This is a genomic window from Streptococcus mitis, from assembly GCF_965111725.1.
GTDB classification, from domain to species: domain Bacteria; phylum Bacillota; class Bacilli; order Lactobacillales; family Streptococcaceae; genus Streptococcus; species Streptococcus mitis_DV.
The window spans coordinates 1993293-2018023 of record NZ_OZ217341.1 but is presented as its reverse complement, the minus strand read 5'-3'; the positions used below and the strand labels follow the sequence as shown (position 1 = coordinate 2018023).

The 24731-nt window shown below is 36.6% G+C and carries 20 protein-coding genes; 11 read left to right on the top strand and 9 right to left on the bottom strand.

The features are described 5' to 3' along the window. Positions 1-324 precede the first annotated feature (324 nt). From ACLV7Q_RS09770 to ACLV7Q_RS09760, 3 genes are all read left to right on the top strand, one after another. Positions 325-1518 (top strand): OFA family MFS transporter, encoded by a 1194-nt coding sequence (locus tag ACLV7Q_RS09770; protein ID WP_218757233.1) that lies wholly within the window; start codon positions 325-327, stop codon positions 1516-1518. Between the two features lie 195 nt (positions 1519-1713). Next, positions 1714-2700: a rhodanese-related sulfurtransferase gene (locus ACLV7Q_RS09765; RefSeq protein ID WP_175880376.1), complete on the top strand. Its 987-nt coding sequence runs from the start codon at positions 1714-1716 to the stop codon at positions 2698-2700. 121 nt (positions 2701-2821) lie between these two features. Beyond that, positions 2822-3682: a DUF4299 family protein gene (locus ACLV7Q_RS09760; protein WP_218757234.1), complete on the top strand. Its 861-nt coding sequence runs from the start codon at positions 2822-2824 to the stop codon at positions 3680-3682. A gap of 223 nt (positions 3683-3905) precedes the next feature. Here ACLV7Q_RS09760 and ACLV7Q_RS09755 read toward each other — a convergent pair whose 3' ends face one another. From ACLV7Q_RS09755 to ACLV7Q_RS09735, 5 genes are all read right to left on the bottom strand, one after another. Continuing rightward, on the bottom strand, positions 3906-4970 hold the full coding sequence (locus ACLV7Q_RS09755; RefSeq protein ID WP_218757235.1) for a DUF6574 domain-containing protein: 1065 nt from the start codon (positions 4968-4970) through the stop codon (positions 3906-3908). 62 nt (positions 4971-5032) lie between these two features. Further along, positions 5033-5944, bottom strand: coding sequence for a DUF4097 domain-containing protein (locus ACLV7Q_RS09750; protein WP_218757236.1), 912 nt, complete (start codon positions 5942-5944; stop codon positions 5033-5035). Further along, the gene (locus tag ACLV7Q_RS09745) at positions 5937-6530 is read right to left on the bottom strand and encodes a DUF1700 domain-containing protein (RefSeq protein ID WP_218757237.1); all 594 of its coding nucleotides are present in this window, start codon (positions 6528-6530) and stop codon (positions 5937-5939) included. Before ACLV7Q_RS09745 ends, ACLV7Q_RS09750 begins: the two co-directional genes overlap by 8 nt. Then, positions 6517-6843 carry a PadR family transcriptional regulator gene (locus tag ACLV7Q_RS09740; protein WP_000273855.1) on the bottom strand — a complete coding sequence of 109 codons (327 nt, stop codon included), beginning with the start codon at positions 6841-6843 and terminating at the stop codon, positions 6517-6519. Before ACLV7Q_RS09740 ends, ACLV7Q_RS09745 begins: the two co-directional genes overlap by 14 nt. Before the next feature lie 139 nt (positions 6844-6982). Further along, on the bottom strand, positions 6983-8149 hold the full coding sequence (locus ACLV7Q_RS09735) for a CynX/NimT family MFS transporter (protein ID WP_218757238.1): 1167 nt from the start codon (positions 8147-8149) through the stop codon (positions 6983-6985). Positions 8150-8303: 154 nt separating this feature from the next. Here ACLV7Q_RS09735 and ACLV7Q_RS09730 point away from each other — a divergent pair, with 154 nt between their 5' ends. Next, positions 8304-9134, top strand: coding sequence for a glycosyltransferase (locus ACLV7Q_RS09730; protein ID WP_218757239.1), 831 nt, complete (start codon positions 8304-8306; stop codon positions 9132-9134). Positions 9135-9325: 191 nt separating this feature from the next. After that, positions 9326-11176 carry a polysaccharide biosynthesis protein gene (locus ACLV7Q_RS09725; RefSeq protein ID WP_218757240.1) on the top strand — a complete coding sequence of 617 codons (1851 nt, stop codon included), beginning with the start codon at positions 9326-9328 and terminating at the stop codon, positions 11174-11176. Positions 11177-11287: 111 nt separating this feature from the next. Here ACLV7Q_RS09725 and ACLV7Q_RS09720 read toward each other — a convergent pair whose 3' ends face one another. From ACLV7Q_RS09720 to sdaAB, 3 genes are read right to left on the bottom strand one after another with little or no spacing between them, the layout of a single operon-like run. Then, on the bottom strand, positions 11288-11920 hold the full coding sequence (locus tag ACLV7Q_RS09720) for an HAD family hydrolase (RefSeq protein WP_218757241.1): 633 nt from the start codon (positions 11918-11920) through the stop codon (positions 11288-11290). Positions 11921-11941: 21 nt separating this feature from the next. Beyond that, positions 11942-12814, bottom strand: coding sequence for an L-serine ammonia-lyase, iron-sulfur-dependent, subunit alpha (sdaAA, locus tag ACLV7Q_RS09715; protein WP_218757242.1), 873 nt, complete (start codon positions 12812-12814; stop codon positions 11942-11944). An 8-nt stretch (positions 12815-12822) separates the two neighbouring features. Then, complete coding sequence (sdaAB, locus tag ACLV7Q_RS09710) at positions 12823-13494, bottom strand: L-serine ammonia-lyase, iron-sulfur-dependent subunit beta (protein ID WP_000838912.1); 672 nt, start codon at positions 13492-13494, stop codon at positions 12823-12825. Between the two features lie 239 nt (positions 13495-13733). Here sdaAB and ACLV7Q_RS09705 point away from each other — a divergent pair, with 239 nt between their 5' ends. After that, entirely contained in the window at positions 13734-14357 is a 624-nt protein-coding gene (locus ACLV7Q_RS09705; RefSeq protein WP_218757243.1) for a LysM peptidoglycan-binding domain-containing protein, read from the top strand. Between the two features lie 50 nt (positions 14358-14407). Here ACLV7Q_RS09705 and ACLV7Q_RS09700 read toward each other — a convergent pair whose 3' ends face one another. Further along, the gene (locus tag ACLV7Q_RS09700) at positions 14408-15271 is read right to left on the bottom strand and encodes a helix-turn-helix domain-containing protein (RefSeq protein ID WP_218757244.1); all 864 of its coding nucleotides are present in this window, start codon (positions 15269-15271) and stop codon (positions 14408-14410) included. Positions 15272-16129: 858 nt separating this feature from the next. On the opposite strand from ACLV7Q_RS09700, the gene ACLV7Q_RS09695 reads away from it, so the two are divergent. The 5 genes from ACLV7Q_RS09695 (at position 16130) to lanM (ACLV7Q_RS09675) (ending at position 24731) form a co-directional block, all read left to right on the top strand. Beyond that, entirely contained in the window at positions 16130-16309 is a 180-nt protein-coding gene (locus ACLV7Q_RS09695) for a plantaricin C family lantibiotic (protein ID WP_218757245.1), read from the top strand. 19 nt (positions 16310-16328) lie between these two features. Beyond that, complete coding sequence (locus ACLV7Q_RS09690) at positions 16329-16511, top strand: class II lanthipeptide, LchA2/BrtA2 family (RefSeq protein WP_218757246.1); 183 nt, start codon at positions 16329-16331, stop codon at positions 16509-16511. Between the two features lie 18 nt (positions 16512-16529). Beyond that, positions 16530-19430 (top strand): type 2 lanthipeptide synthetase LanM, encoded by a 2901-nt coding sequence (gene lanM, locus ACLV7Q_RS09685; RefSeq protein WP_218757247.1) that lies wholly within the window; start codon positions 16530-16532, stop codon positions 19428-19430. A 4-nt stretch (positions 19431-19434) separates the two neighbouring features. After that, positions 19435-21582 (top strand): peptidase domain-containing ABC transporter, encoded by a 2148-nt coding sequence (locus ACLV7Q_RS09680; RefSeq protein WP_218757248.1) that lies wholly within the window; start codon positions 19435-19437, stop codon positions 21580-21582. A gap of 410 nt (positions 21583-21992) precedes the next feature. Beyond that, entirely contained in the window at positions 21993-24731 is a 2739-nt protein-coding gene (gene lanM, locus ACLV7Q_RS09675; RefSeq protein WP_218757249.1) for a type 2 lanthipeptide synthetase LanM, read from the top strand.

The window sequence follows — 24731 nt, the reverse complement described above, 5'->3', positions numbered from 1 at the left end:
CAATATTAAAATGATAACAGGTGATTAAAATATTAAAATTTCTTATATCTTTATTAATTTTTATTAAGTAGATTTTTAGAATAAAGTAGCTTATAATAAGAGTACAATGAAAGCGCTTAACATTGTGAAAATTCATCTTGTTCTGATTTAAGAGATCTATAGATATAAATTTTTAAGCAGTCGTATATAGATGTATGTCATTTATACAGTTCTATATACTTAAAAATTTATACAATGATCAATTTAAACGAGGTAGGTGAAAAAATGATAAAAGTTGTTCTCTATTCTTTTTAGGAACAAGAAATTTTACATGAGGTTATTCAAATGAAAAAAACACCCAATCGATGGTTAATTTTGGCAGCAGCCATTTTAACGAATCTATCTCTAGGTGCTGGTTACGCCTGGTCAGTCTTTCAAAAGGCGCTGCTAGAAACCAATGCTAGTCAAGGATGGGTTCAAGCCCAAACTTCTTTGGCCTTTAGTATTTCTTTTGCAATGGTACCTGTTGGTATGATTATTTTCGGTCCTAAGGTTGATTCAGCAGGGCCTAAGAAATTTGTATTCCTAGGTGGTATTCTCTTCGGTGCTGGTATGTTTGCTACTGGATTTGCTACTTCTCTTCCAGTTCTGTACCTCACTTACGGGGTTGTCCTAGGACTTGGTATTGGTTCAGCTTATGGAGCATCTACTTCAGTTGCCACTAAGTGGTTCCCAGATAAAAAAGGTTTAGCCGGTGGTTTGACAGCAGCAGGTTTCGGGTTAGGTCCACTCATTATCGGTCCAGTTGCCAAAGCTTTGATTGCTTCTATGGGTGTTTACTCAACATTCAAAGTATTGGGAATCATTCTTCTAATTGTTATTTGTACTTCTTCATTGGTAATGGAGAAAGCTCCTGCAGCAGCGCCGGCATCTGGAGCAGCTCAACCAGAAGGTAAAACTTACAAAGAAATGCTTCGTGATGGAAATTACTGGCTTCTATGGTTGATTTACGTTCTTGGTGCTACTGGTGGAATGATGATTATCGGTACTGCAGCATCAATTTCTGACCAGTATAAACTTGTAGGAGAAGCTACACTCTTCGTTATGCTGGTATCTATCGCCAATACATTTGGTCGTATCTTCTGGGGTACGGTATCTGATAAGATTGGTCGCTATCCTACCGTTATTGCTATGTTTGGAGCGGTTGCTACTGGTTTGTTGCTCACAGCCTTATTCAAAGGTCCTGGAAGCATCTTGGCCATCCTTGGAATTATGATGGTTGCCTTGTCATTTGGAGGCTTCCTCGGTTCATTCCCAGGAATTACTGCTGAAAACTGGGGAGTTACATACGTAGGGACAAACTATGGATGGATGTTTACTGCTTATGGCGTAGCTGCTATTGCTGGTCCTCAGTTAGGAGCACGTCTTGCACAGGCAAACCAAGGAGATTATACAATGGCCTTCTTTATCGTTATCGGCATGGCTATCCTTGGTATTCTACTCCAACTGTTCTATATGGCTAAAGCTAAAAAAGTTTAAAAATGAATCCTTGGAAAATCCAAGGATTTTTTAAAATATGATTGATACTAAGTGTAGTGTATAAGAAATTTTTTTCTAAATTGAAATATAGCAATTTCCAGTCAAATAAATTGCATTCGTTTTCTCAAGCAGGTATACTAGTATGGATAAATAAAAAATTTAGAAAATTTAAGAATAGAAAAGAGAACAAATCTTATGGCAAAAGATATTCGTGTCTTACTTTACTACCTTTATACTCCAATTGAAAACGCAGAGCAATTTGCTGCAGACCACTTGGCTTTCTGTAAATCAATCGGTCTTAAAGGCCGTATCCTAGTCGCTGACGAGGGAATTAACGGAACCGTTTCAGGTGACTATGAAACAACTCAAAAATACATGGACTACGTTCACAGCCTTCCAGGAATGGAAGATCTCTGGTTCAAGATTGACGAAGAAAGTGAACAAGCCTTCAAGAAGATGTTTGTTCGCTACAAGAAAGAAATTGTCCACCTTGGTTTGGAAGACAACGACTTTGACAATGACATCAACCCACTTGAAACAACAGGTGCTTACTTGTCTCCAAAAGAGTTCAAAGAAGCGCTTCTTGATAAAGATACCGTTGTCCTTGACACACGTAACGATTATGAGTATGACCTAGGACATTTCCGTGGGGCTATCCGCCCAGACATCCGCAACTTCCGTGAGTTACCACAATGGGTTCGTGATAACAAGGAAAAATTCATGGACAAGCGCGTCGTAGTTTACTGTACAGGTGGTGTTCGCTGTGAGAAATTCTCAGGCTGGATGGTCCGTGAAGGCTACAAAGATGTTGGTCAATTGCACGGAGGAATCGCAACTTACGGTAAAGACCCAGAAGTCCAAGGTGAGCTTTGGGATGGGAAAATGTACGTCTTTGACGAGCGTATTGCCGTAGATGTTAACCATGTCAACCCAACCATCGTAGGGAAAGACTGGTTTGATGGAACACCATGTGAACGTTATGTCAACTGTGGAAATCCATTCTGTAACCGTCGTATCTTGACATCAGAAGAAAATGAAGACAAGTACCTTCGTGGATGTTCACACGAGTGTCGTGTTCACCCACGTAACCGCTATGTTTCAGAAAATGAATTGACACAAGCTGAAGTGATCGAACGCCTAGCCGCTATCGGTGAAAGCTTGGATCAAGCAGCTACTGTATAAGATCAAACAGTCCTTAGGGGCTGTTTTTCTATGCTTTGTATTCAAAAATCTAAAGTTTGTTTCTGTATCTTTCAGAAAAATAAGGTATACTATATGTAAACGATTTCAAAGGAGTTTAGTTATGGCGAAAACATTTTTTATTCCAAATAAACAGAGCATTTTAGGAGAACAAGAGATTTTGACTGCCAAGTCCATCTTGGCCTTGGTAGATGGTTTGGAGTCACATAGCTATGATGCCGTCTATCTCCGTCAGCCTCTTAACCGTCTTGAGTATATCGAGTGTGCGATAGTGGAGCAATCGCAATTTCTTTTTAAGGTCAGTTATGCTGATGGTCAAAAGGCTTACCGTGTCGATCTTCCTGACCTACTAACAAAGACAGACTGGGAGATCATCAAATCATTTTTAGATGCTTTGCTTGCTTATACAGGAACTGAGATTGAAGGACTAGATGGTTTTGATTTTGAAGCTTATTTCCAAGCAAGTATTCAAGCCTATCTGGCTGATAGTATAGCCCGTTTTACGATTTGCCAAGGAATTTTTAATCCTGTTTTCTTTAGTCATGAGGACTTGAGAAGCTTTTTAGGGGAAGATGGTTTGGCACAGTTTGAAGCGCGTGTACGTGCGGTTCAAGAGACCGATGCTTACTTTGCAAGAGTTTCCTTCTATCAGGATGGAGAAGGAAAAGTGCATGGCGTTTACCATCTGGCTCAAGGCGTCAAGACTGTTTTGCCGAGAGAACCGTTTGTTCCTGCAGTCTATATGGAGCAATTGGTGGATAAGGAAGTCCAGTGGGAGATTGACTTGGTTCAAATTACAGGAGATGGCTCTAAACCAGAAGACTATGAAGCCATTGCCCGCTTGGACTATGCAAAATTCCTAGAGTCACTACCATCAGCATTTCACCACCAACTAGACGCCAATCAATTAGAAGTGCAACCCATCTTAGACAAAGATTTTAAAACATTAGCACAAGAAAAGTAAAGCAGAAGCAGGTCAATCGACTTGCTTTTTGATATATAAAAAATCCTGCCATGAAAGACAGGATTGCTACTCAATGAAAATCAAAGAGCAAACTAGGAAGCTAGCCGCAGGCTGCTCAAAACACTGTTTTGAGGTTGTAGATAAGACTGACAAAGTCAGGAACATATATCTACGGTAAGGCGAAGCTGACGTGGTTTGAAGAGATTTTCGAAGAGTATGAAGTTTAAAGAAAGGCCAAGATACGAAGATAATCTCCAATCAGTGCGACTTCAGCTACAAAGAAGAGGAGGATGATAACTCCGTTCACAAGGACAGACAAGAATAATTGATAGAAGGAGTCGGCTTCACTTGCTTGACTTGGTCTTGTAATGATATGGAGACTGGCAAGCAGAATGATCCCAATGCTAATCACACACAAAAGGGCTGAAAATCGTAGGCTGTCAAAGAAGGCAAAGAAACTAGCAGTAGCAGTGAGGAAGATTGGAATTGCCAAGAGTTGACTATATTGTTGGAGAATCTTTTCCAGCGTCCAGTCCTTTTCTTGGTAGATAAATCGTCTCACGACGAAACTACCCAAGAGGAATGAAAAGAAGAAGAGTGTTGTCGCTACTAGGATAGAGATGATAGAAAAGAGAGTTAAAGGTGCTAGTTGTTCAGGGAAGTGGCTGTTTATAGTTGCTATATGTCCATAGTAGGCTTGTTTGATGTGATAGATACTAAAGAAAAAGGAAGATGCAGAAAACAGAATGAGCAATAGAAAGGCTGTGTAACTGTGTGTGCTACTTGTTTCAAGCTTGCTTGTAGGAGATTTGATCGCTTCCACTAGCCAAGACCAAAAATCAAGCACTTGCTCTTTCCATTTATCCGTAGATTTTGGAGCTTGGTCGGGGATATAAGGACTTTCTAAGGATTTGCTGATAAGAAGTGGCTCTTTCGTAGTTGTTTTTTGCTGAGGAAGAGCTTCTTGGCTCTCTTCAGCTATAGTGACTTTTTCTGTTTCTTTAGAAAGGTCTGGCTCTTCTTCAGTAGAATTAGATGCCTTCTTTTCTTCTATTTCTGTTCTCGCTTCACTGTCTTCAGGAGTTTCCATTTTCTCTTCTTGCTGGTTTTCCAGTTCGACTTCAGCCTGAGAGACTTCCTCCTCTACTTGAGTATTTTTTTCAATTGGTGTATCGAGATCGGCTATCGTTTCTTCAGCCTTGTCTGCAACCTCTTGAGCTTGCTCTTCAGGCTTGTTCTTGCTTGTTGTTTTTACAAAATCATTACTTTCAAACCATTCTTGTTTCATGGTAGAACCTCCTTTTTAGTTGGATAAATATGCTTCTATAGTAGCAGATGTAAGCGTTTTTGTCAACGTCTGCTTGGTGTGGATATTAGCTCAATATCATCATCAGATCTCGCAATGAGTTGATCCTTGACATCGGTTTTTTCAGTTTTGTAAGGGTTGCTTAATTCCGTGCCTCTTGATTCAGGCTTTTCTCTTGTGAATTGGAAGATAGAACCGTAGTTACTTGAGATGTCCCAGTTAATTCGTTGGCTTTCTTTCTGGTCTAGGATGATTCTGAAATAATCTTTGGCAGTTAGTTCAACCTTACCATGGACTTGGATATTTTCAGCGTGGAAGTGATTCTCTGTTGACTCTAGCTGACTATCTGTAAAGTCTGTATCAAAGATATTGACGATATTGGGAGTTGTGAGTTTACTGTTTTTGATACGGCTTCCTTCAATTCGGAGGATATAGCCGTTTGTATTGAGGGTCGCATTTTCAAGGCTAGCATTTATGATGGTGGTTTGTCCGCGATTGGCTGAGATGTTGATCCCTTTTAGAGTTCTCCCTTTCGGTAGTCCGATGATGACATCATTAAAACGATTAGATGAACTACTTACAATATGGAGAATCCCATCAATTCCAGAAGAGATAAATGGACTTTCAGACAGTTTCTTATCAGTGAGACTCAGAGTTCTATCGTTCTGATTGGTGATAAGATCATGGTGAGCAGAAAGTGATGGATGGTAAGAAATGTGGATTTGATCATCGAAAGAGTCTGTGATGGTCAGCGCGTGTTGGTGGAGAGTGATCTCTAAGTTTTCGACTTCCTTGCCAAAGGTTAGCTCTTCCGTACGGCTATCATAGACAGGTTCTTTGGACATGGAAAGTAGGCTCTTAATCCCGTCAGATTGGATACCTACAAAGAGCAGGATAAAGCCGACAACGGTAGTCACCACACCAAAAATGAGAAATCCTTTTGTCAATTTACGCATGCTGGTCACCTCTCTTTCCTTTTTTGAGAACAAATTGCACCAGGCGAACAATGAGTAGACCGAAGAAGCGAGCTACATAGGAAATGCCTAGTAAAACTAGCGAAGAAGCACCGATGGCTAGTAAACCAGAACCGAAAATCAAGATAAAGGCTGATTTGGCTTGGGCTAGGACAGTGAAACTTTCAACTAAAAATAGGAATCCGCCGATGATACCAAGTATGGAAACCGCAAAGAAAGCTAGAATGACAGTCAAGGCTGCCACAAGGATTGCGAGCAGGGTCACGAGAATGGCGATTCCAAGAGGAATGCCGATAGGTGCTGCAAGGAGGGCTAATAAGGCGACATGTAAAATTTGTCGGTTATTTTTTTGAGCAGGTGCTTCATTGATTTTTTTATCGAGAAGATTGGAGAGAACTTCGTGGGCCGCTTCTTTGGGAGTTCCCAAACTAGCGATGAGTTCTTCTTCTCCTTCGACTCCAGCATCGTCAAAGAGTTCTCTGAAATAGTCCATGGCTTCAATTTGGTCAGCCTGAGGCAGTTTTTTGAGATAGAGTTCTAGCTGAGTCAGGTATTCAGTTCTTGTCATGGCGGATACTCCCTTCTATGATGCCATTGATGGTGTCTGTATAGAGTGTCCATTCATCTTTTAGGGTCAAGAGCTGTTCTATACCACCATTTGTCAAGGAGTAGTATTTGCGCATGCGACCTTGGAACTCTCTAGAATAGGTTGTCAGAAAGCTATTGCCTTCCAATTTTTTGAGAATGGGATAGAGTGTGGATTCTTTGATATTAGCGATCAGCTTAATGGTCTGGCTAATCTCATAACCATAAGAATCCCCTTTTTCCAGTACGGCCAAGATGAGAAATTCAATCAAGGCAGAGGATGTTGGAAAGTACATGGGAAACCTCCTTTTCTAATGTGTAGGATTTTTATATATAATTTTTCTACACATATATTGTACATCTAAAAGAAAGCCCTGTCAAGAGAAATGTGTAAAATTTTTATATATAAAAAAACTTCTAGGCAAAACTAGAAGGTTAGAGGATTTTATCGGCTCTGTCCACTGTAAAGAGGGCCACAGTCATCAGGATATCGACGAGTAAGAGGGCAGCTACAGCTGGCACCCAAGAGTGGAACAGGTCAAAACTGTAACCAAAGAGGGTCGGCCCAAAGGCTGCTAGGATATAGCCTCCTGTTTGAGATAAACCAGACAATTGGGCAGTCTTTTCAGGGGCGCTTGTCTTGAGTGAAAAGTTGACCATGAGATAAGGGAAGAGGGCGCTTGTTGCGGTTCCGATGAGGAGATGGATGGCAAGCCAGTAAAAGAAATTACCGACTGGGAAAAAGAGCATGGAAATGCCGACCACACCAGCTAGTGAGACCAGAGTGAGCATGAGCTGACGGTTGCGAGTTGACAAGCTGGTTGTCAGGCTTGGGATGGTCATTGAAAAAGGAATGCTAATCAGAGAGAAGATAGAAGTCAGCAAGCCAGCTTCGTGACTGGATAGGCCTGCATGGATGGCCATAGTAGGTAGCCAGGTCATAGCGGTGTAAAAGAGCAAGGATTGAAAACCTGCAAAGACAATCACTGCCCAGACCTGTTTATTACGCATGACCTTTGTTTGGCTTTTTTGTTTGGTTTGCGGAGCCAGTCTGTGATTATAGCGGTGATTAGGCAGCCAGACCAAAAAAGTTGCTAGACAGAGCAGGGTGAGGAGGATGATAAGCCCTTTCCAAGAACTGGCTTGTGTAATAGGCACGGCTAGATAGGAAGCCAGAGCCGTTGCAATCCCCATAGAGGTTACATATAAGGTGGTCAGAAAACCAATCTTCTTTGGTTGATTGGCTTGGATAAGACTAGGAAGCAGCACATTGATGACTGCGATACTTGCCCCAACCATCAAGGTTCCTAGATAGAGCAGGGGCAGATTGATTAGTCGAATGAGAGAACCGATGGTCAAGAAGAAGAGGCTGTAGGTGAAGAGATGCTCCAAGCCGATTTTCTGAGCCAGTCGGGTAGAAAATGGTGAAAAGAGGGTAAACATAAGGAGAGGAAGGCTGGTCAAGACACCAAGCGAACTAACTTCTACTCCCAGCCCTTGCGAAATATCTCCCAATATAATGGGTAAAACAGTAAAAGGAGTCCGCAAGGAAACACCAATTAGTATAATACCTGGAACAAAAAAGAGTGATTGCTTTTTCATAAAATACCTCTTCTAGCTGATTTTAATAACAGCTTATTTTAAGGCTTTTTCCCTATAATGTCAAGTAAGGTTTCTGGCTTTCAAGATAAAAATGGGAAAGTCTTGAAAATTATGATAAAATAGTGGAAGGAAATCTATACATTGGAGAAAAACTGTGTCTGAAAAGCAAAAAATCAGCGTATTGATGTCGGTCTATATCAAGGAAAATCCGACATTTTTAAAGGATGCTATTGAGAGTGTTCAAAATCAGACCCTGAAACCGAGCGAATTGGTTCTGGTTGAGGATGGGCCTTTGACACCTGAGCTCTATCAGGTATTAGACCAGCTTGAAGCTGAGTCTGATATTCCAGTGAAACGCTATCCTCTTGAGCAGAATCAAGGTTTGGGTCTGGCTCTTCGACAGGGTGTTTTGCAGTGTCAGTATGATATTATTGCCCGTATGGATACGGATGATATAGCTGTTCCAGATCGTTTTGAGCAACAGGTTCAGTTAATGGAGAAGGACAATCTTGACCTATTAGGTGGACATATTGCAGAGTTTATTGACAATCCTGATGAGATTGTTTCTTACCGTCGTGTTCCAACCCAACATGCAGATATTGTAGCTTATCAAAGGATGAGAAGTGCCTTTAACCACATGACTGTCATGTTCAAGAAGGACATGGTTCTCAAGGCAGGCAATTATGAGGATGGGCTTTATATGGAGGATGACCTCCTCTGGCTCAACATGATTGCTGCAGGAGCCAAGACTGGAAATCTGGATCAAATCTTGTGTCAGGTTCGTGTCGGAGCAGGGATGTTTGAGCGTCGTGGGGGACTACGTTACCTCAAACTCTATCGTCAGGCTCGTCAACGAATGCTGAAGAGAGGGCAGATTTCTTACATGGAGTATGCCAAGAGTGTTGCCATTCAGATGGTTGTTGCTCTTTGTCCAGGATTTGTCCGACAGTTTATTTTTATGAAACTGTTACGAAAAAGCAATTAAAAGATTGTAGCAAATCGTAAACTTTAGAAAAAGTGTTATAATAACAATATAATGCTCTTCGAAAATCAAATTCAAACCGCGTCAACGTCGCCTTGCCGTACTCAAGTACAGCCTGCGGCTAGTTTCCTAGTTTGCTCTTTGATTTTCATTGAGCATAATCATCCGGCTCTTTTAAGGAGGAGTAAATTTCTATGAATAAAAAACTCACAGATTATGTGATTGATCTGGTGGAAATTTTAAATAAACAACAAAAACAAGTCTTCTGGGGCATATTTGATATTTTCAGTATGGTGGTTTCCATCATTGTATCTTATATCTTATTTTACGGACTAATTAACCCAGCACCTGTTGACTACATTATCTATACGAGTTTGGCCTTCCTGTTCTATCAATTGATGATTGGATTTTGGGGGTTGAACGCTAGTATTAGTCGTTACAGCAAGATTACGGACTTTATGAAAATCTTTTTTGGTGTGACTGCCAGCAGCGTCTTGTCATATAGTATCTGCTATGCCTTCTTGCCACTCTTCTCCATCCGTTTCATCATTCTCTTTATCTTGTTGAGTACCTTCTTGATTTTATTGCCACGGATTACTTGGCAACTAATCTATTCAAGACGAAAAAAAGGCAGTGGTGATGGGGAACACCGTCGAACCTTCTTGATTGGTGCTGGTGATGGTGGGGCCCTCTTTATGGATAGTTACCAACATCCAACCAGTGATTTGGAACTTGTTGGTATTTTGGACAAGGATTCTAAGAAAAAGGGCCAAAAACTTGGTGGAATTCCTGTTTTGGGTTCATATGATGATCTGCCTGAATTAGCCAAACGCCACCAAATCGAACGTGTTATTGTTGCGATTCCGTCGCTTGATCCGTCAGAATATGAGCGTATCTTGCAGATGTGTAATAAGCTGGGTGTCAAATGTTACAAGATGCCTAAGGTTGAAACTGTTGTTCAAGGTCTTCACCAAGCAGGTGGAGGCTTCCAGAAGATTGATATCACAGACCTTTTGGGTCGTCAGGAAATTCGTCTTGACGAATCGCGTCTGGGCGCAGAACTGACAGGTAAGACCATCTTAGTCACAGGTGCTGGTGGCTCAATCGGTTCTGAAATCTGTCGCCAAGTTAGCCGCTTCAATCCTGAACGCATCGTCTTGCTTGGTCACGGGGAAAATTCAATTTACCTTGTTTATCATGAATTGATTCGTAAGTTCCAAGGGATTGATTATGTACCAGTTATTGCAGATATTCAAGACTATGATCGTCTGTTGCAAGTCTTTGAGCAGTACAAGCCAGCTATTGTTTATCATGCGGCAGCCCACAAGCACGTTCCTATGATGGAGCGCAATCCAAAAGAAGCCTTCAAAAACAATATCCGTGGAACTTACAATGTTGCTAGAGCCGTTGATGAAGCTAAAGTACCTAAGATGGTTATGATTTCGACAGATAAGGCGGTCAATCCACCCAATGTTATGGGAGCAACCAAGCGCGTGGCGGAGTTGATTGTCACTGGTTTTAACCAACGTAGCCAATCGACCTACTGTGCAGTTCGTTTTGGGAATGTTCTTGGTAGCCGTGGTAGTGTGATTCCAGTCTTTGAACGTCAGATTGCTGAAGGTGGGCCTGTAACGGTGACAGACTTCCGCATGACCCGTTACTTTATGACCATTCCAGAAGCTAGCCGTCTGGTTATCCATGCTGGTGCTTATGCCAAGGATGGAGAAGTCTTTATCCTTGATATGGGCAAACCAGTCAAGATTTATGACTTGGCCAAGAAAATGGTCCTTCTAAGTGGCCACACCGAAAGCGAAATTCCAATCGTTGAAGTTGGAATCCGTCCAGGTGAAAAACTCTACGAAGAGCTCTTGGTATCAACCGAACTGGTTGATAATCAAGTTATGGATAAAATTTTCGTTGGTAAGGTTAATGTCATGTCCCTAGAAGCCATCAATCAAAAGATTGAAGAGTTCCGAACTCTCAGTGGAGATGAATTGAAGCAAGCCATTATCGCCTTTGCCAATCAAACAACCCACGTTGAATAAAAAAGAAAAGCGCATATTATCAAGTTGTTCATAAGAACCTTGGTAATATGCGTTTTGTTATGTATAGATTGCCTCATTTTCTTCTGAAATGGAGTTGTTACCCAGTCTATGTTATTGAAAATACGCCAAAATATCTGAGGGTTTGTGGGCGATATAATCAGGCTGATAGTTTAGCAAGTCTGCTTGCTCTCCAAATCCCCAAGTGACGGCTAATTTCTGAATGCCTGTTTCTTGAGCTCCCAACATATCAAACTTGGTATCTCCTATAATGATGGCTTGTTCAGGTGCTAGTTGATGTATCTGCAAGGCTTGGTGAATGACATCGGCCTTATGGGGTGTTTCAGGGCTGGAGCCATAAATGCCATCAAAGAAATGATGGATTCCCAAGTTTTTAGTCATGTCTTGAGCGGTTGGGGTATTCTTTGTAGTGGTGATATAAAGAGAGTAATTCTTGGATAGTTCTTGAAGTAATTCTACAATCTGAGGAAAGAGTTGAGCTTCATGGATGCCTTTTGCCTTATAGTAAGATCGGTATATCTGCACAGCCTCAGAAATTTGTTCTTTAGGCAGGCAGGTCGCAAAACTACTTTCAAGAGGTGGTCCCATAAAACCACGAATAGTTTTGGCATCAGGACTAGGCACCCCCAGTTCCTTAAAGGTATGGGTAAAGGCATTGTGAATCCCGATAGAACTGTCAACGAGGGTTCCATCCAAATCGAAAAAAATCGCTGTGATAGAGGTCATGGTTTCTCCTATTTGATAAACTTATTCTCCGAAAATTTCTTTTTGGAGGCGACGACCAGTAGGGGTGGCAGCGAGTCCACCTTCAGCTGTTTCACGAAAGGCAGTTGGCATGCTTGCTCCTACTTGGTACATGGCATCGATAACTTCATCCACAGGAATTTTAGATTCGATACCTGCCAAGGCCATGTCTGCTGCGATGAAGGCAAAGCTAGCTCCCATGGCATTGCGTTTGACACAGGGAACTTCGACCAAGCCGGCAACAGGGTCACAGATGAGGCCTAGCATATTTTTAATAACAAAGGCAATGGCCTGACTGGCCTGATAAGGTGTTCCACCGGCAGCTAGAGTCAAGGCTGCAGCACTCATAGCAGAGGCCGAACCAACCTCGGCCTGACAGCCACCTTCAGCGCCTGAGATAGAGGCATTGTTTGCGATGACTAGTCCAAAGGCACCCGCAGCAAAGAGGAAATCCAGCTGTTGCTCATGGCTGAGGTCTAATTTTTCAATCGCAGCAGTGAGAACGGAAGGGAGACAGCCAGCACTTCCAGCGGTCGGAGTGGCACAAACCAAGCCCATTTTGGCATTGTGTTCATTGACTGCGATAGCATTTCGGACAGCAGAGAGAATCGTGTAATCTGACAGAGTTTTTCCGTTTTTAATGTAGTAATCCAATTTGGCAGCATCTCCACCTGTCAGGCCACTACGAGATTTATTTTCATTAAGGCCAAGTTGGACAGAGGCTTTCATGACTTCCAGATTGCGTTCCATGAGAAGGAAGACTTCTTCACGTTCGCGACCGGTCAATTCAAACTCTGTTGTAATCATGAGTTCTGCGACATTTCCTTGAAAGTCCAGATCTGCTTGCTCGACCAATTCTTTGATAGAATAAAACATGCTTCCTCCTATTTAAAGAAATTGACATTGTGGAGATGAGGGATTTTTCGAATTTCTTCGATAGCCTCATCACAGTTGCGACTGTCAACTTCGATAATCATAATAGCTTTTTCACCAGCTTTTTCACGAGTGACATTCATCTGGGCGATATTGATACCATAGCGAGAAAGAGCCTCTGTTACGAGGGCAATCATACCTGGAATATCTTGATGAACAATGATGATAGTCGGTGTATTCATATTGAGAGAGACGGCAAAGCCATTGAGTTCGGTTACCTGAATATTCCCGCCACCGATAGAAATACCAGTCACGCTGATGGTCTTGTGGGCATTTTTGACGGTAATTTTAGTGGTGTTTGGATGAGGAGCATTACTGTCTTTCTGAATGGTCCAGACAATCTTGATGCCACGCTTGTGGGCAATTTCCAGGCTGTTTGGGATTTCAGGATCATCTGTATCCATGCCCAAAATACCTGCAACAAGGGCTAGGTCTGTTCCGTGACCACGATAGGTTTTGGCAAATGAGTTAAATAGTTGGAATTCGACTTCTGTCGGAGTATCATCAAAAATGGAAGAGACAATCTTCCCAATACGAACAGCACCAGCTGTATGGCTACTAGATGGGCCAATCATAACTGGTCCGATGATATCAAAGACAGATTGAAAACGAAGTGATTTCATCAGTTTCCCCTTATAAAAATTCTTATCTCTATTATATCAAAGAATGAAGGTCTTGGCTTTAATTGTGGATGAAAACCTTTTTACACTACAAATAGCATAAAAAAGCATCTTTTGTAACAAAAAATAGCTTATTTAGGGAAATAAAAAATAATTTTGTAATATTTCTACATAAAAGTGTCAAGAAACAGTAATATTTAAAGGGTATGATAGTACTATAGAAAGAAGGAGAATTTTCGAATATGAAATCAACAACTAAAAAGATTAAAACAACTCTTGCAGGAGTAGCTGCCTTGTTTGCAGTATTTGCTCCATCATTTGTATCTGCTCAAGAATCATCAACATACACTGTTAAAGAAGGTGATACACTTTCAGAAATCGCTGAAACTCACAACACAACTGTTGAGAAATTGGCAGAAAACAATCACATTGACAACATTCATTTGATTTATGTTGGTCAAGAGTTGGTTATCGATGGTCCTGTAGCACCTGTTGCAACACCAGCGCCAACTACTTATGCAGCACCAGCTGCTCAAGATGAAACTGTTTCAGCTCCAGTAGCAGAAACTACAGAGGTAGAGGAGGAAACTCCAGTAGCAAGCGAAACAGTAGCAGAAGAAACAGTTGCTTCAACTGTCAGCGGATCTGAAGCAGAAGCTAAAGAATGGATCGCTCAAAAAGAATCAGGCGGTAGCTACACAGCTACAAACGGACGTTACATCGGACGTTACCAATTGACAGATTCATACCTGAACGGTGACTACTCAGCTGAAAACCAAGAACGTGTAGCAGATGCTTATGTTGCAGGACGTTACGGTTCATGGACAGCCGCTAAAAACTTCTGGCTTAACAACGGCTGGTATTAAGAACTAACGAACAGAATAATATGAAAAGGTCGAGGAAATCCCTCGACTTTTTATATTTTCTTCGGTTGATAATAGATCTCTACTTCTTTTTTGAGATGAGACAGCATAGAAGTTTCCTCGGTTATCTCCAGAAGAGAGAAACCTTTTTGGATAAGTTTAGAATCGTCTGTACAAATCCCAATACGGACATAGCAGATAGCAAGCCTATCGTAGCTTTTCTTGTTCTTGGCGTCCTCTAGTAAAGTATAGCAGATTTGTTGACACATATTTTTGTCTTGATTGTATAAGTAAAGGGTGGACAGATTGAGTAGGATTGCCACTCGTAATTCATATAAATGTTGAAAGTTTTTATATACTTTCAAGCGTTGCAAGATTTTTTCAGTGATGAGATGGAGGTGTTCAATGGGAAAGCTGAAAAGGATGGTATTGAGAATTTTTAGGTCGTTTTCATACCATGTATCTTGTTTTTCAATTTTTTCCCAAAGTTTTGTGATAGTCTGTTTTACTTGGTCTGACAGTTGCTCTGTACCATGTTGACGGAGATAAATAACAACTTCCAGCATATCCCTAATTTCTTCTATAGGTAGGTCGTGGCGGGTATTGAGATAGTTTTGGCATTTTTGAAATAGTTTTTCGAGTTCACTAGTTCCTAGGATTGAGCTCATATTGAGATAAGTTTGCATGATTTCTGTTCGTTGGCTTGGTTGATAGAGGTGGCAGATATAGTCAAACTCTTCAAAACTCATATTGATTTGCCGGAGAAGAAACTCCATATTTTCATATTTGGGAGTTACCTTGCCGCTTTCAATCTTTGATAGGCTGGTTCTTGAGAGGACATTCCCACAGACCTCTTCTTGAGTCAAGCCTTTTGACTCACGTATTTCTTTATAGACCTTTCCAAAATCATAACGCATAATTTTCTCCTTTTCGTGAAAAAAGTTAACAAATAATAAAATCCAATTAAAAACATTGTATCATAATAACAGGAATAGTAAAAAAGAAAACTAAAATAATGTGTGAAAAAAGTTAACTAATTTTAAAATAGAGTAAAGAAGAGGTATACTGTAGATACAAAATACAGGGAGGAGGAAAAGAGTATGAATAAAAAAGTTTTTCGCTTTTTAGTTATTCTTGCTTTCTTATTCAGCATTGCTACGGTTTTCCCATGGAAATGGCCGATGTGATGAGTTAGTTGTTTAATGGAGGAAGGTGAGACCAATGTACTATGATACTTGGCAATAAATGAGTTTATTTATCTCTATAAAACAGTTGAAAATAAAAAGTGAGAAGAAGTGTTTAAATATGTAATTCTTTTCACTACATTATTAATTTTAGCCTCTAGTAACTTACCTGATGTTACAGTTTTGGATAGAGAACATACTATGAATTAACATTTGGTTATTGTGCAAATTTCTCCCAACGGTTTCAGAATGATTTATTTGATAGGTGTTGGATTAAAATAGTCTGGGGGATAGAACGTTTTAAATCTGATTCAAGAAATAAAAATAGTCAGAGAGAGTGATATATAAATTATGTCTTTCCGAACAGTCTATTCAGAAAGCGGACTTAAATTACACATATGAAGAGAGATTACAAATACAAAGTAATTTATCTAAACTTGATGTAGGACTGTCGGACTAATTTACTAGTGCTTTATTGTGTATTATATAATTATAAAATTTAAATCGAGGAGGGATAATATGTTTTTTGATTCGTCATAGAGTAACTAATATGTTGCATAGTTATAAATAATTAAAGGAATGGTATATTTTATGGTAAAAAAAGAAAATTCTTATAAAAACGTAAGTTGGATTGAAGAAATTCAAGATCAAAATTTTAACGATGACGTATTTGGTGCGTGCTCTACTAACACTTTTACCTTAAGTGATTTTCTAGGAAATGATGGTGGTTGGTGTACAATAAGCGTGGAATGTATGGCTTGGTGCCATTAATATTTGGAGGATAGTAATTATGATGAATAACACATTACAATTAGGAAAATATACTGAAGAAGATATGATTGAGCTTACTGAAGAAGATGTGAATGGAGGTGCTATTACATTAGTAACACCACTTACTCCTCAATTCGTTGAGGTTACTGTTGCTGCTACGGCAACAATTTGTCCAACATCTTCATGTACAAGTCGGTGTTGATGTAATGTAAGGAGCAATATGAAATATTCACGAGAGCAAGTGTTTCCAGAAGTAAATAAATTAGATTATGATAGATTGGTTCAACCTCTATTAACATTTAATAGAAACCATCTAAATCTTAAGAAAATTAATCTCCAAAATAAACAGATACTTGTTTCAAATATTTCAGAGAATTATCCTTATCAAAAAATATGTAATGCAGTTGTTGACAGGATTTGGAACGCACATTGGTTAAATGAATTTAATTCTGATTTTGTGAACTATAAATCTTTTAGAAAAACCATCTGTAAACAACTTTCACAGGTGGTTTTTTCAAATTTTATCCGTTGTTTTGCTGAACAAATTCAAGAATTAGAGGATAAGAAACAGAGTTCTCAGGAACTGTATACACTATATAATTCTAATTTGATAGAGAGTAATTTAAAAATATTTGAAGAAAAATATCCCGTTGTTTGGTCTAGATGCCACAATATATTAATAAACAGGATAGAATCGCTAGGTATTATGCTAAGCAGATTAAGAAATAATAGAGAGAAGATATATAATGAATTTGAGCTACATAATAGTGAAAAAATTTATTGTATTCAATCAGGAGGTGATTCTCATAATAATGGTCAAACAGTTAATATTATTGAATTTAATTCGGGTAAAAAAATTATTTATAAACCTAGATCAGTATCGGGGGAAGTGGGGTATCATCAGTTCATAATAAGATTTAATAAATTTTTTAAAACAAACTTACTAAGTATAAGAGCGCTAGATTTTACTAACTTTGGTTTTACTGAATTTATTGAAAAAATTGAAGATGAAACACAGTGTGATATGACAGATGCAGGTAGACTTTTATGTATTATGTATATGTTGAATGCATCTGACATGCATTTTGAAAATGTTCTATGGACTACTTTGGGACCAATTCCAATAGATTTAGAAACACTTTTTCAGCCATTGAGACAAAAGCAAATTAATAAAGTCGAGAGTATAAAAAGTGCATATAGGAAACTCGCTAGATCGGTTTGCGGCACTGGGATACTCCCTTTTTCATTAGATTATCAAGGAAATTCGGATGTGGGATTTACTGGATTTAGAGATGAAAATACCAAGAGTCCTGTTAAAACTATGCATGTTAGTAATGGCTTTACTTCAAATATTAATATTGACTGGTATTCAAATGATAGGTATGAAAAGAACGATTCGTTGCTAGACAAACCTGAATATGAAGTATTAGTTATAGATAGATGCAAAGACGTTATTAATGGATTTACAGAATTATATCTTCAGATTAGTGAGCAACTAGAAACATTTAAAAATATGGTTCTGGACTGTTTTAAAGATATGCAGATTAGATATTTACATAATATGACTTACAGATATGAGCAGATTTTAAGAGTACTAACAGCAACAGAGCCTTCCAAGAGTATTGAATTAGCTCGGATGCTAGTGAGTCGTTTAGCTCTACTAAGTTCAACGAGTGATATATCATTACCACTATCAGAGAGCGTACAAATATGGAATGGGGACATCCCATATTTGTATGTTAAATTTAATAGTAATATAGTCAGAGATATAAATGGAAGTTTAGCAACTCTATCTACTACACCCCAAGAAGACTTTCTTGATAAGATAAAAAATTTGAATAGGGAGGATCTTTATAATCAGATAAGGCTAATAAGAATATCATTTTTATCAAAGATAGCTGATTCACATGAAGGTAAGATATTTGAGTGGGAAAAAATTGAAAACTTTAGAACAGGAACAGATATTGTAGTAGTAGATGCTATTTCTAAATTAATTGAAAGTATAGTAGATAATGCTTTATCTGATAGATTTTCTCACTTACCTGAAACTTGGATTGGGCCAATATCTCGTAGAGGAAGTGGATGGATTCCGGGGGTGTTAGGGTATGATTTATATAGTGGGAGAATTGGGATAGGGTTAGTATTACTTATATATGGTAAACATTTTAGACATAAAGAATCATATAATTTATCTAAAAGTATATTTGAAAAGATTTCTAGTATTCTAAGTACAGAAAGTTTTGATAAGAGAAATCTTTTAAAAATAGGAAATGGAGCATATTCTGGATTATCGGGAGTAATTTGGTCACTATATAAAGCAGGTGAAATTGAACAGAATGAGGATTGGATGACAGTAGCAGAATCTTCATGGAAGTTTATCTTGGAGAAAGATTATTTTGATGATAACTTTTTTGATATTATTTCGGGAAGTTCTGGAAGTTTAATAGTACGTTATAATATGCTTCCCAACTATCAGTTATCTAGTAAATTATTGAATGATATTATAACGAAAGGTTATGAAGAAATTTTAAACGTTGATAATAGCCTTACCTCAGGGGTAGCTCATGGGTTAGGAAATTTGATATGGTTTTTCTCAATAATAAACCGAAAACATAATGATGAGAGAGTTAGAGTTCTAGTTCAGAAAATTCATCAAATTATTACAACTAAATTCATGAATGATGAAAAAGAAATATTGGTGTATAAACTTCAAAATCAATCTAATATAAGTAATTCATGGTGTAACGGGTTATCAGGTCTTTTATTGGCCTATTACGAAGCTTATAAATCTGGTATTATTGAAAAAGATTTTGTTATTATGATAATTAATCAATTAAAAAAGACCCAGATTCCTGTAATTCCTACATTATGTCATGGAGGATTAGGAATTATCGAGATTCTTGAATACGTTCGAGATGGTTTTTCATTTGAGGTGGATCCATTATTAAATTATTTATACAATACATTATTTTGTCCAGATAAAGTTGTTGAGTATTTAAATACCTCTAGTTCAAGGTATGCATTAGGCTATGGGCTATTGACAGGAAGCTCAGGAGCACTACTATATTTGTGCAAGCAAATGAATAAAGAAATACAGTTTAATCCGTTGGTTTTGAGGTGATTTTATGAAGAATAAATCTATTAAACTACAACCAACAATGCAAATATCTCATACCGAATGTGGATTGTGTTGCGTGAGAACAATCTTAGAAGCATTCGGCTATAGCGTTTCTTTGATTGAGTTAAGACAAATAAATGAACCAGGTAGAGATGGTCTAAGCTTAAAGCAACTTAGTGGAATTTTAGGAAACTTTGGAATAGATGCTAAAATATATAAAATACACAATATTGATGTATTGAATGATTTAAGGTATCCTTTAATTGCATTTTGGAAAAATTCTCATTTTATCTGTATAGAATCATTTAGTTTAAATTCAAACAAAGTGGTAATAATGGATCCGTCTATTGGAAGATTAATTATTACGTTGGAAGATTTTAAAAATAATTTTTCAAATTTTATTTTGCTCCCTCAAATAACAGAACAGTTTGAAGGGCGTTCTAAAGAAAAGTTTCAACTTTTAAGAAAAAAATATTTATGGCCTAAAGGAATTATAAGTATTTATCTAAAAATTTTTTTAATAATGCTAACAGTAATGTTAGTCAACTTATCTATCCCATTACTAACACAGACTCTGATTGATAATTTTTACCACGTAGAATATTTATATACGTACGTAGCATCCGGGCTCATTCTTTTCTTATTGCTAAATTTTTTAATTACTTATTTTAAAATATATTTAGCCACCCAATTAATGTATAAGTTTAGCTTACATTTAATGATTGAGGGATTTAAAAGAATGCTTGCTATCCCAGCAAAGTATTTTTCAGTACGAACTCCGGGAGAAATTTCCTATAGATTTAATTCATTACTAAGAATACAGGATATATTAGGGATTTCAATTGTTCAGTTTTTTATTGAACTGCTAAGTAGTTTAGTGTTGTTATCATATGTATATTATTCTTCTTTTAGTATTGGATTAGTTGTAACTGTGCTGATTTTGATAGTCTTGCTATTTTTGTATAGGACGAAATTCAAAATATTAAATCTATCTGATCAAGAAATTCACTCAGGAAGTAAGTATCAGTCAGTTCAATTAGATGCAATAGTTTCCATTAATAGTATTAAGTTAGGTGGATATGCAGAAAAGTATTTTGAGGATTGGAAAAGTAAATTTTCTGAATATCTTAGTTTAGTGAAATGTAGAACTATTTTTCAACAAGGAATTGTTGGCGGTGTTATTTCAAGCTTACAAACTTCAGCTCCATTATTAATACTGTTTATTAGCTTATCGTTAGTTTCGATGGAACATTTAAGCATGGGTCAAGCAGTAGCTTTACAGGCTGTTACATCATCCTTATTTTTTTTAATCACTTCCCTTTTCAATACGTTTTCTAGTTTTCTAGTTTCTTCAAAATATATAGAATTATCAGATGATATATTTGAGTATCCAGTTGAAAGTACTATAGAAAGTTCAGTAAGAATAAAAGATGGTTCAATAGTACTAAAGAATGTTGATTTTAGATATACAAAAGATAGTTCATTAGCCTTAGAAAATATCAATTTAGATATCAAAGATGGAGAAACGATTGCTCTTGTTGGAAAATCAGGTTCTGGCAAAAGTACGTTAGCTAAAATAATATGTACTCTTTTCGAGCCTACTAGTGGTCAAATAATGTTTGGTGGAATAACATATGATAAATATAATTTGTATAAATTAAGAGAATCAATAAGTTATATTCCTCAAGAAGCACATTTGCATAATAGAAGAATTATTGAAAATATAGATTTTGGCTTGATAAGTGATAAAGTATCTTTAATAGAAAAGTGTCGAAAATTAGGATTTCTAGATTTTGTTGATACGATGCCTTTAGGTTATGATACAGTTGTTTCTGAAATGGGAGGGAACTTGTCAGGTGGTCAAAGACAACGTATACATATTGCAAGAGCGCTACTGTCAAGACCTAAAATTTTAATTATGGATGAGGCCACTTCATCTCTTGATAATATAACTCAGGCTAAAGTTTATGATTTACTTTCAAGGTTGGAATGTACTAAAATAGTTATTGCTCACAGATTAGAAACTGTGCTAAAGGCTGATAAAATTGTAGTTCTTGATAAGGGTAGAATAGTTCAGGTGGGAGAACATGATGAAATGATTAAAGAAGATGGAATTTATAGTCATTTATTCAATTCAAATATGGCGAATTTATAGGTTTATGATTTAATAGACTTGTTAGGACTCCTCTTAACTATAATGTATAGATGTTGTTGTGGCTTGTTTTAATTGAATTTAAAAACGTGAAAACTAAAAACTAATGGTTAGTTGGGACGTTAAAAATTTAATTTCTAACCAGTTAATCTTGCTTCAAATAGTTATCGAACATGGCTAATAAGTAAGATTGTTGTATTTTCATGTTTTACTATCAATAAATTTTTAAGTGTTCAATCATGACATGGGAGCTTCGGTATAATATTGATTTCCTAAAATTTAAAAACAGAAAATAATGATGATTAATATTTTTAGATTTTAAAGTGGAGTTTTTAGAAGTTTTTGTAAATCAATTGTATTTATTTCTCCGGCTATTTAAGATTGTTGAAATATGTTTTATTAGGAGGACTGTTATGGAAGTGTGTGTAACCAAGTATTTTAAAAAAGTTTTTGAAAAGGAGTTGAAACAATTTGATATTAATTTAGAAGAAATTTCTAGGAAAAATGATAATATCCCTATAATAAAAAATCAATTAAAAGAGTGTTTTTATCAATTACTTGATAAAAATTTATGGCAGTTGAGTTACAAGGTCTTTGTATATGAATTTCATAAATTTAGGGAAAAAAATAATTACCCAATAGATAAAAATTCATCTATTGCTTTTAATACCTATGTTTCCCAATTTAACGAGGAGAGTATTTTTGAATGGTTTCACAATTATCCTGTTTTTCATAATCTGATAGATAATACAATAAGAAATCTATCAGATTATATACTTACAGTTAATAAGCACTATTATGATGATTATGAGTTGTTATGCTCAACTTTATTTGGTGAAAAAATAAGCATAGTAAAAATATATCCTATGGATTCAGATCCCCATAATGGTGGAAAGATAGTTTTGTGTTTTGTCAATGAAAAATCACAGAAAGTCATATATAAACCCAGATCTCTTTCAGTTGATAAACTTGTTAGAACTATCTTTACAGTAGCATTAGATTTTAAAAATAAATTTAATTTTATTCCTGTCCCAAATATTATTGATTGTAAAAGTTATGGTTGGCAAGAGTATATTGTAAAGAGTCATGCCAAAGAATCTGATTTTAATAAAAGTTATTTTAACTTGGGTTATTGTTCTGCTATTTTTAGTTGTTTAGGAGCAGTAGATTTGCATGATGAAAATATTATATTTAACAATAATCGTCCATATTTCATAGATTTAGAGACTGCCTTTCAACCTGCAAATAAAAGAGAAATCAGGAATCTAATAGACGTAGAAAATGAGATGTTACAAAACTCCATAGTAACTACCTCAATCGTTCCTTCAAGGTTAAATGTATTTCCTCACGATATTTTAATAGGTGGTATTAATACAGTTTATCCTCAAGAAACGAATGAAATGTCTTTTAGGATTAAGAATTTTGGATCTGATGGAGTGGACATCGTAAAAGAGAAAATTAAGTCAACAAAACATTCTACCTCTTTTTTATTTGATAACGCTAGCGATATTCGTACTTTAGAATGTCAAGCAGACTTTCTTGATGGATATGAAAAAGGGTACCATCAAGTTCTTCAAGCTAAGAATTTAATTAGAAAAGTTGTATCTGATGGGAAATGTAAATTGCGGGTTGTACTAAGACCAACAACACAATATTATTTGTTAATTGACGCATGTTTATTCCCAGAAAATTTAATTAGTTTAGAAGTACTTAAAAATAAAGTATTAAATTATATGAAATCTCCTAGGATGATTACATCTGATTTGGGTGCTGTAAAAATAATTTCAGAAGAAAATAATATGCTAATGATTGGCGATATTCCTTACTTTTATATAGATTATAACTCTAACTATTTACAGAGTAATTCGGGATTTAAATTAAAATGTTTTGAGTGTTCTCCAAAAGAAAATTTACTTAGTAGATTAGATAAAGCATCAGAAAAACAATTGGCTATAGATAAAAGATTTATAGCTGAAGGATATTCATATGTGAGATCTGTTGAACGTAAATTTAGGAATAATCTAAAAAATGTGGAGAAAAACTCTAATTTATTTGAAAAAGTACTCAATTCTTTAGAATCATTGAATATTGATTATATGGTGGAATTTTTAATAGAAAATTCTATCGAAAGTGAATGCTTTAAAAAAATAGGTTGGATAACTGGTGTTTATGGAAACTCTCCGATATCTTATAATTCTGTTGTTCAGGTATCATTTTTCGATTCAGCTGGAATATTTTTTGTCTTTGAACATTTAGAGAGCGGAGAAAAATATGCTGAAAAAATAATTAATGGTTTTGAAGAATTTCAAGATATACTGTATCAATATAAAATGGCGAATAACTGTTCTATTATATCTGGTATAAATTCTTTAAGCTTTTTAAAAAATTATAAAGAAAAACAAATTCTAGAAATAGAAAAAAGATTACTTACAAACACATCATCATCTTATGCTAACGATTTATTTTCTGACCAGATTGGTGTATATCATGTTTTATCAACATTTTTAAACTCTAATTTAAATTTGATAAAGAATCAATTAAAATTTCTGGATTGTACAAATAGACAATTCAAAAAATTTGGAATAGCGCATGGGGAACTGGGGATTAAATGGGCGGAATTTAGATTGAATAATAAAACGAAAAATTTAGAGCAGTGTAATTCAATATTTCATAGCGTTTTAGACATGATGAATTACTCATCTGAGTATGGGAAGGGCTGGTGTAATGGTAGTGCAGGTTTACTCATGGTTTTAGCTGAGATGAGTACTATATTGAATAAAAAAATTGATTTGTTTGAAATTGCGAAGAGCTTTGTTATAGAAGAAAATGATGAAATTGATTTTTCTGTTTGTCACGGAATAGCAGGAATGGTGCAATCTCTATTATTTGTATATGCTGTAACTGAAGATTCCAGATATTTAAATTTAGCAAATAGTTTTTGGAGAAAAGCCTTTGCTTTTGCTAGAGATAACGGTTATTACACTGGAGAACGGTCTAGAGATTACTTATTGGGGTATTTCTTAGGATGGTCGGGTATCATTGATACTGCTATTTTGTTAAGTCAGTATAACCAAGGAGAGAAATCTTATATTCCTTTAAACCTTAGCTCTAAATCATATCAGGATAAGTTATTTAATTCTAAAGAATATTAA